The organism is Streptomyces sp. NPDC052721, from assembly GCF_040678315.1.
In the GTDB taxonomy this organism is placed as follows: domain Bacteria; phylum Actinomycetota; class Actinomycetes; order Streptomycetales; family Streptomycetaceae; genus Streptomyces.
In genome coordinates, this window is sequence record NZ_JBFATL010000093.1 from 1 (window position 1) to 7782 (window position 7782).

Genomic DNA, 7782 nt, shown 5'->3' on the forward strand with positions numbered 1-7782 from the left:
GGTGTGGGCGAGCGGGTGCCGGGCGGCTGGCGTGTCAGCGGAAGGTGGTCGTACAACTCTGGTGCCCCGTATGCGACGTGGGCCGCGGTCGGCGCGCTGCTGAGGGACGACAGCGGAGCGGTCATGGACCAGGCGCTCGTGCTGATCCCCGCCTCCGAGCTGACCATCGAGGACACCTGGCATACCGCGGGCATGAAGGCTACCGCGAGCAATACCCTGCTCGGGCGGGACGTCTTCGTCCCTGAGCACCGTGTGCTGTCGGTCCCCGCTGCGGCGGAGGGCATCTATCCGCGTGAGTCTTCGGGTGAGACGCTGTACGCCTCGGCGCTCGGGCCGATGCTGCTGCTGTGCCTGCTCGGACCGCTCCTCGGCCTGGGCGCGGCTGCCATGAACGCGGCGGTGGAGGCTGCCGCTGAGAAGCCGTTGTCGTTCACCGTCCACGGCAGGCAGGCGGACTCGGTGGGCGTCCAGATACAACTGGCCGAGGCCGCACTGAAGCTGGAGACAGCCCGCCTGCACACCTACCGTGCCGTTGACGAGGTCGATCAGGCCACCATCATGGACTACGTCGCACGTGCGCACGTCAGGGCCCGGGCGGGTTACGCCGCGCAACAGGTTCTGGAAGCGGTGAGCACTCTGCTGAACGTGCACGGTGCGGCCTCGTTCGCCGACGCCAACCTCCTCCAGCGCATCTGGCGAGACGCCAACGTCGCCGCGCGGCACGCGGGGCTGGTCCCTGCGGTCGGCCTGGAGGTCTACGGCAAGGCCCTGCTCGGCATCGGCGAGCGGGTGAGCCTGATGGTCTGAGTCCCGGCCCGTTCCCACCGTACGGCGGTCCGGAGCGCGCCCTACGGAGGCATTCCACCGTGGCGACCTGGCGCGTACGAACCTTCGTCCGGAATCCAGGAAAAGCTCACCGACCCAATGCCGCGATTGCCCCGCAGACGTGAGCACATCCAGCAGACGCGGTGGCCGGCGACGCCGGGGCAACCGCACACAGCCGCCGGAAGCAGCATCTGTCACCAGTGGCCGAACGCCCGGCACCGGAGCGCCGCCGGACCTCTCAGTCGGCTGGGAAGCCGACGCACGTGCTCATCTCCGCTGCTGCGTCCGGAGTCGAGCACCCTTCCATCCGTATCCCTCGTAAGACGAGCGAAGGCTGGCCACGATCCAGTGGAGTGATCAGCCCGTACACCGCTTCCACGCTCCCGTGGTTCTGCCTGCGGATTCGGGTACTGCGGCCCTCGGGTCGACGCACCGCCCGCGGCGGCGGGCACCAGTGACAAGGCTCTCCGGAATCCTGATGACTGGCGTCGTCAACGCGTACGCGCACAGTGCCATGACACGGTTGCGCGGCGCGGGCGGGGACCTTGCGCTGATGTCCTGGCTGAACGACGTCATCTGGCCTGCGGAGGCGCGGATGCGTCCTGAGGACGCCCACGCTTGCATGCTGCTCGGCTGCGTCGAGATGCTCCAGCACGGCATCACGACCAGTGCCGAGATGTACATGCATGGTGAGGCGGTGGTGCCTGCGGCACTGACCGCCGGCAGCCGGATACCGTTGGCCCCCCGCCTACTTCGACCTGCCCGGCGCGGGATGGCGGAGCGCCCTGGCAGCGATCGACAAGTGGATTGACGAAGACGGCTTGAGGTTCGGTCCCGGCGGCTGCGTCGAGCTGGGCCACGGTCCTCACTCTGCCTACGCACTCCCCGTGGAGGCGCTGCGAGCGACCGCCGAGTCCGTCGCAGCCCGAGGGGCCCTCGTCCGCATCCACGTCGCCGAGTCCTTGGCGGAGGACCGGGAGCAGCGAGCGGCGCACGGCTCCGTCCCCAGACTGCTCGCCGATGCCGGCTTCTCGAGGGGCGGCTGCTGGCGGCTCACGCCGTGCACCTCTCCGCCCACGACATCCGGTTGCTCGCCGACCACGGCGCGGGAATCGCCCATTGCCCCGGGTCCAATGCCACGCTCGCCTCGGGTATCGCGGCACTCACCGCGCTGCGCGCGGCTTCCGTCGCGGGGGGTCTGGGTACGGACGGCCCTGCGAGCAACGACGATCTCGACCTGTGGGAGGAAATGCGCCGCGCCATGATGTTGGCCCGCGCCACGACAGCTGACCCGCTCGCCCTAACCGCGAAGAGCACACTGCTGCTGGCGACCCGCGGCGCAGCCGACGCCGTCGGTCGCCAGGACATCGGCACCCTGAGCCCCGGCACGTGGGCCGGCATGATCCACGTCGGTGTGGACGTGCCACACTTCGCCGCAGGGCTCGACGTCCCCGAGGAGCAGTTGCTCGCCGATCTGGTGTGGGCCGCAGGCTCCAGAGCGGTTCGGGATGTGTGGGTCGCCGGTGAACAGGTCGTCGCCGACGGGGAGCCGCTGCGGGTCGGCCGTCTAGCAGCACAGCGAGAGGTTGCCTTGGCGGCCGCTCACATACTGCGGGCCGAGCGGCAGGAGTGATCGGGTGACGTCCGCAACGGTGATCCTCATCACGAGCACCGGTGGTCATCACCCCATGCTGGCCCAGCGGCGGAAGAGCACCGCTGTGCCGGTGCTCTTAGGATGCTGCCATGGCTTCCACCACTCGACGTCCTTCCAACGCAGCCGACCGGCGAGCGGCACTTGAGCAGCGGATCATGTCCGTGCTCGCCGAGTGTCTACGCCAGGGGGTGACGTTCACCGAGATGAGTGTCGAACAGATCGCGAAGACCGCCGGGATCTCCCGTTCGACGTTCTACCTCTACTTCCGTGACAAGGTGGACCTGCTCCTCCGGCTGAGCGGATCGCTCAAGCAGAAGAGCTACGCGATCGCGGCGGCCTGGCGGCCTACAGGCCCCGGCGGTGGTGTCGACGGCCTCGCTCACACCTACGAGATGATCCTTGCGCACTACCGTGAGCACGCGGCCCTGTTGAAGGCGATCAACGAGGTGGCCGCCTACGACCCAGCGGTGCACGAGACGTGGACCGCCGACCAGGATCGCTTCGTCGACAATCTGGAGACGGTGCTGCGGGAAGAACAGCGGGCGGGTCGTACCCCGGGGGACATCGACCCCCGGCTGTCCGCCAGGCTCATCATCCAGGGCGGCAGCCAGATCCTCGCTCAACAGGTGGCCGGCAGCGACGGCAGTGACGACGCCGTCGTAGCCTGCGAACTCGCACGCACCTACTGGTACGGCGTCTACCGCCGACCAGCAGAGGGCCGTCCCACCCCGAGCTGACGGCGCCCTCGGCGTAGGCAGCGGCCGGTCAGGCTGCGCCCAGCAGCCTGCACAGGCTTTCGGTCGGTCGGCACTGCCAGGGCAGGGGACACGCTGCGGCGCAGCTCTGGTGAGGGCCAGATCACTGCAAGGTGGATCTTGTCTATCTTTCGCAAGTCGCGCCACATTCCCCACATGTGGCGGTTGCGGGCAGGCTGTGCCAGCCCCGGAGGGAAGGACCGTGGAACTGTGGGGGGTGTTGACCGCCGGGTCCGGGAAGTCGGAGGCGCGAATCGCGGCGGCCGGAGTCAGCCGTGTGTGGCTGGACGGCCGGCGCCAGGTGAGTCTCGACAGGAGTGTTCCGCAGAGCGGGACGCCCACAACTGGGACGCCGGTTACCAGGGTGACGGGGTGAAGGTCGAGGTCATCGACACCGGGGTGAACCAGACCCATCCGGGCCTGGCACATGCCGAGGTCGTGGAGAAGGATTTCTCCGGCTCGGGCAGCTTGGTGGACCGCATCGGGTACGGCCCCACGTGACGTCGACGGTCGTCGGCAGTGAAGCGGGGGCCTCCGGTGAGCACAAGGGTGTCGCGCTCAAGTCGAAGATCCTCGACGTCAAGGTCCTCAACGACCAGGGTCAAACCCTCATCGACTGAGGCGGCTCCGGCCGACGCGCAACCGCAGTGCGCTCCGGTCCCCGGTCGCGGCCGCGCCATCCGCCCGTCGGTCCCCTTCTCTTCCACAACAGGCTGGGGACCATGCTCGCGTTTTAATGCAGAAGCTGAGCCGCGCGGCCGCCGATTGTCCCGGCATCGACAACACCGTCACAAGCGGCGCCTCGGACAGGTCCATCAGTGATCGGCGACTCCCGCGAGCCAGCCCCAGCGGCTCAGGGACCAGCACGGTCTGCTGTGGCTCGAATCCAAGAACGATCAAACGATCGCCGGGGCGGACAACACCCGGCTCTCTGCCCCCCTGACTGGGAGGGAGGCTCGTCCAGGTCGGAACCAATGGGCGGTGCCTGTGGCGATCCTCGCCTACATGGTGGACGACCAGTTACGGGACAGGCCCGGCCCTGTTACTGACTTTGTTGGCGTGATGTCGTGGCTGACAAGCGGTGGTTGCCGCGGTAGCCCGGTTGCACGAGGTATCCGCAAGGAGGCGGGCTGACCGCGGAGCGACGGGCGTTTCGAGGGCACATCCGGATGCAGGCAGCCGAGTTGTTCGCCCCGTAACAGGACAATCTCGCGGTCGCGAAGGAGTTACGCGTGAGCGTGGGCTCGGTACAGCGGTGGCGCCGGGCCTGGCAGCACGGTGGGACGTCAGCCCTCGAGTCGAAGGGGCCGGCATCCAGGCCCAAGCTGAGCGAGGCACTGTTTGTCCAGCTCACCCTGGCTGCCGAGATCGTCGAGGATCAGGCGATGCAGCTTGGCCCACACGCGAGTCCGCGACCACTCGGTGAACCGGCGGACGCGGTCACGCCCGATGGGCCAAAGCCGGGCGGAAGTTGGTTCCATGTGCAGCCTGATGTGGCGACGAACACGATGGCCGCCAGGACCTCCCGGTCGCCGTGCCGTCTGCGACCGCCACCCTGCGGTCGCACCGGAGCCGACGGCACCACCCGCTGAAACAGCTCCCCGCCGCCGGCCGCCGTGCGCGGTGTCGCCGGGACGCGGTTGCCGCACTGGCCGTCGTCCCGGCACCGAGCAGGATGCATGCATGAGGCCGGGTGGAATGCCCACCGCTCAAAGGGCATTCCACCCGCCCCGGGGGTGCGCGCCGTCTCCCGTCCCCGCGGTGTGGCGCGAAGGGCCTCCGTTCGGCGACGAACGGCGCCCGGGTCTCTGGAGACATTAATATGGGAAGCAGATCATCTGCTAAGCTTACGATATGACATTCCACTTTGCGGTCCCCGACAAGGATGACCCGGTCTGGACATCTGCCGACGGGTTCGTCGTGCGCAACGAGGAAGGGATCATCCGCCTGACCGGCGAGGAGAAGTTCTCTGTCAAGGTGACAGGTGCGCAGACCAACGGGCAGCTCGGGCTCATGGAGGGCACGGTCGCGCCACAGTTCGGCAACGTGCCGCACATGCATGACGAGGAGGACGAGGCCTTCCTCATCGTGTCCGGCAAGTTCCGCTTCATCAATGGTGATCAGACCTTCGATGCCAGCGCGGGCGACTTCGTGTACATTCCACGCGGGACGCGTCATGGATTCAAGAACATCCTCGACGTGCCGTCGAAGCTAATGGTGTTCTATACCCCCGCCGGGCCGGAGCAGTTCTTCGTTGATCACGGGATGCGTGAGGACGACTACAACCCGCAAGACTGGGCGAACCGGCTGAGGACTGACACCGCGCTCCAACAGGCACTTGCCGGTATGAACATGTCTCTCCTGCCGCGCGAGGATGATTGGGCCTGAGCACATCGGTCATGGGCGGGTGGTGACTCGGTCGGCTCACCACCCGTCCGAGACGCAGCAAACGTGTCTGGCGGTTGGCTGGGGACAGAGCGCCTGACGCGGGCGGGACGGTGACCGTCGACCTTGATGGGGTGCTGGTGATTGCGCACTCGGGCAGGGAGGACGCCGCACCGACGTGGAAGCGAACCTACGGTCATCATCCGCTGATGGGTTTCGTCGACCAAGGCCCGGGCGGCACCGGTGAATCCTGGCGGCCCTGCTCAGGCCGGGGAACGCGGGATCAAACACGGCCGTCGACCACACCACCGCCACCCGATTCGAAGCGCCCAGGCCAGCCGAACTCCGCTCACCGACACGGCCCGGCACGTGATCGCCGACTTCGCCTGGGAGTCCCAGCTGCACCGCGCCCTTACCTGGCGCGCCGCCGCACGCGAGGACTTCCAGCGCGAGCGGGCCACCACCGGCGCGGCCCTGGGCGACGCTTCACTGGCCGCGGTCGGCCGCGCCCTGGCCACCCGGCGTACCGCCGCGGCCGACCGCCGGCGCTCAGCGCGTGCCGCGCTGGCCCGCGCCGACGCCGTCTCCGACAAGATCCATGCCGAACTGCGCCTGCGTGAACGTCTGCCCGACCACCCCCCCCGTACCGGCCCAGCCACCGCGGCGAGATACCCGACTGGGTCGCCGACTCTCACGCACTGATCCACCCCGACACCCCCGAGCACTGGGTCACCCACCTTGCTGAACGCCACCGCGTCCTGGCCCGCTCGCTCGCCGACCGCGGCCACACCCTGGCCGCAGCCCCGCCCGCCTGGGCGCGCCCGTTCGGGAGTCCGCCTCCCACCAGCGCCCCCCGGCGCCGTCACGTGTGGGCCACCACCGCTGCTCTGGTGGAGGTGTGGCGCATCCGCCATGCCATCACCGCAGTGCCCGGACTGGGCCCACCTCCTGCCGCTCCGGGGGACGCGGCGGCCTGGGACGACCTGGACGCGCGGGTGCGCGCCCTGACCGGACGGCGCCGCCCGGTGCACCTCCCGCCGCCCGACGCACCTCCCCGGTCGTGATCGCCGCGGCCCTCAACCACCTCGATACACCGCCGCCCGCCGGACCCCTGCCCGACCACCCGGCCCTGCGTGACCGCTTCGGCGTCTCACCGCTGTCCTACGGCGCCCTGGACGCGCGCCTCGCGCGGCGCGCCCTGGCCGCCGTGCTCGCCGGCGAACTCCTGCCGGAAGCGTGGATGGAGGAGATCACCGCCCCCCCGGCGACGACGAGGACGAACAGCACACCTACACCCGCCTGCTGACCGCCATCAGCGACTACCGGCACCGCCACCACCGTGCCGGCCCCGACATCCTCGGCCCGCGTCGGCGGGCCTGGACGGAGAGGAATGGGACCACCTCACCGACGCGATCGACCTATACACCCACGCCCGCGTCGAGCACCGTCTGGAGCAGATACGGCCCCGCACCGCCGCGGAACGGGCCATGCTCCTGCCGTCCACCTCATCCCTCCACCCACTCCCGCCCGGCCCGCGGTATCTCCTCAGGCGCGATGTCGGCGTACTCGCCGCAGCACCCATCAGGCACGGAGCTCGCTTGGCTTCGGCGTGCCGCGCGGTGGGCCAGGGCCTCCGCGCGGTGGTGACTGATGCGCCTGCCGGCCGTGCTCTCCGTCCTCAGAGGGTGGGGAGCCGTGGCATCTTGCTTCATGCCCTTGCACTGTCCGCCGAGTGCTGGGAGTCCCTGTAATCCGGAACACAGCAGGTCCGACTCGCCGGACCATGTCTTCCGCTCCCCCTCCGCATTCCGCTCATCCGCCTCAAGACCGGCCGCGCGGCGACCCGGCCGGCGGGAAGCGGTTACGGCTGCCCCGCATATCCGCGGGCCGGCGAACCGCCGCTGTCCCTCCCCGGACCCCGAAGCCGCCGTCGGCCCGACCCGGACCCGTCGGTGGCGGCTGCGGCGCACGAAAGAGAAGGGGCGGCATCCTGTGCGGGGATGCCGCCCCTTCGACATGCCGTCACTCGCGGGCGACGCCGTCGCGGCGCTCCTTCGCCGCGCCCGCGTGCTAGGCCCTGTCGTCAAACTCCCGTCTGCCGCGCGACGCCATGCACGCACTCTCGCCGCACCGGGCCCCGACCCAAGTACATCCAGTACGAGG

Annotated in this window: 9 protein-coding genes and 2 pseudogenes; 10 read left to right on the forward strand and 1 reads right to left on the reverse strand. The window is 69.4% G+C overall.

Annotated features, from left to right (window positions below):
* Window positions 1-123: 123 nt before the first annotated feature.
* From AB0L21_RS39370 to AB0L21_RS39395, 6 genes are all read left to right on the forward strand, one after another.
* Entirely contained in the window at window positions 124-807 is a 684-nt protein-coding gene (locus tag AB0L21_RS39370; RefSeq protein WP_365788749.1) for an acyl-CoA dehydrogenase family protein, read from the forward strand.
* A gap of 496 nt (window positions 808-1303) precedes the next feature.
* Window positions 1304-1636, forward strand: coding sequence for an amidohydrolase family protein (locus AB0L21_RS39375; protein ID WP_365788750.1), 333 nt, complete (start codon window positions 1304-1306; stop codon window positions 1634-1636).
* A gap of 30 nt (window positions 1637-1666) precedes the next feature.
* Window positions 1667-2458 carry an amidohydrolase family protein gene (locus AB0L21_RS39380; protein WP_365788757.1) on the forward strand — a complete coding sequence of 264 codons (792 nt, stop codon included), beginning with the start codon at window positions 1667-1669 and terminating at the stop codon, window positions 2456-2458.
* A gap of 110 nt (window positions 2459-2568) precedes the next feature.
* Window positions 2569-3216: a TetR/AcrR family transcriptional regulator gene (locus tag AB0L21_RS39385; protein WP_365788751.1), complete on the forward strand. Its 648-nt coding sequence runs from the start codon at window positions 2569-2571 to the stop codon at window positions 3214-3216.
* 390 nt (window positions 3217-3606) lie between these two features.
* Window positions 3607-3735 (forward strand): hypothetical protein, encoded by a 129-nt coding sequence (locus AB0L21_RS39390; protein ID WP_365788752.1) that lies wholly within the window; start codon window positions 3607-3609, stop codon window positions 3733-3735.
* Window positions 3732-3854, forward strand: coding sequence for a hypothetical protein (locus AB0L21_RS39395; RefSeq protein ID WP_365788753.1), 123 nt, complete (start codon window positions 3732-3734; stop codon window positions 3852-3854). Before AB0L21_RS39390 ends, AB0L21_RS39395 begins: the two co-directional genes overlap by 4 nt.
* Before the next feature lie 723 nt (window positions 3855-4577).
* On the opposite strand, the pseudogene AB0L21_RS39400 reads toward AB0L21_RS39395, so the two are convergent.
* Window positions 4578-4831: pseudogene (locus tag AB0L21_RS39400) on the reverse strand (transposase); the annotation flags it as partial.
* A gap of 257 nt (window positions 4832-5088) precedes the next feature.
* On the opposite strand from AB0L21_RS39400, the gene AB0L21_RS39405 reads away from it, so the two are divergent.
* The 4 genes and pseudogenes from AB0L21_RS39405 to AB0L21_RS39420 all read left to right on the forward strand — a co-directional run bounded on the left by AB0L21_RS39405 (window position 5089) and on the right by AB0L21_RS39420 (window position 6925).
* The gene (locus AB0L21_RS39405) at window positions 5089-5622 is read left to right on the forward strand and encodes a cupin domain-containing protein (protein ID WP_365788754.1); all 534 of its coding nucleotides are present in this window, start codon (window positions 5089-5091) and stop codon (window positions 5620-5622) included.
* A 62-nt stretch (window positions 5623-5684) separates the two neighbouring features.
* Window positions 5685-5929 (forward strand): annotated as a pseudogene (locus AB0L21_RS39410) (transposase); the annotation flags it as partial.
* 59 nt (window positions 5930-5988) lie between these two features.
* Window positions 5989-6321: a hypothetical protein gene (locus AB0L21_RS39415; protein ID WP_365788755.1), complete on the forward strand. Its 333-nt coding sequence runs from the start codon at window positions 5989-5991 to the stop codon at window positions 6319-6321.
* A 358-nt stretch (window positions 6322-6679) separates the two neighbouring features.
* Window positions 6680-6925: a hypothetical protein gene (locus tag AB0L21_RS39420; RefSeq protein WP_365788756.1), complete on the forward strand. Its 246-nt coding sequence runs from the start codon at window positions 6680-6682 to the stop codon at window positions 6923-6925.
* The last annotated feature ends 857 nt before the right edge of the window (window positions 6926-7782 follow it).

Excerpts from the sequence above, each read along its gene's own strand:
- AB0L21_RS39375 (WP_365788750.1), top strand. The coding sequence starts at position 1,304 with ATGACTGGCGTCGTCAACGCGTACGCGCACAGTGCCATGACACGGTTG.
- AB0L21_RS39370 (WP_365788749.1), top strand. The coding sequence starts at position 124 with ATGGACCAGGCGCTCGTGCTGATCCCCGCCTCCGAGCTGACCATCGAG.
- AB0L21_RS39405 (WP_365788754.1), top strand. The coding sequence starts at position 5,089 with ATGACATTCCACTTTGCGGTCCCCGACAAGGATGACCCGGTCTGGACA.
- AB0L21_RS39385 (WP_365788751.1), top strand. The coding sequence starts at position 2,569 with ATGGCTTCCACCACTCGACGTCCTTCCAACGCAGCCGACCGGCGAGCG.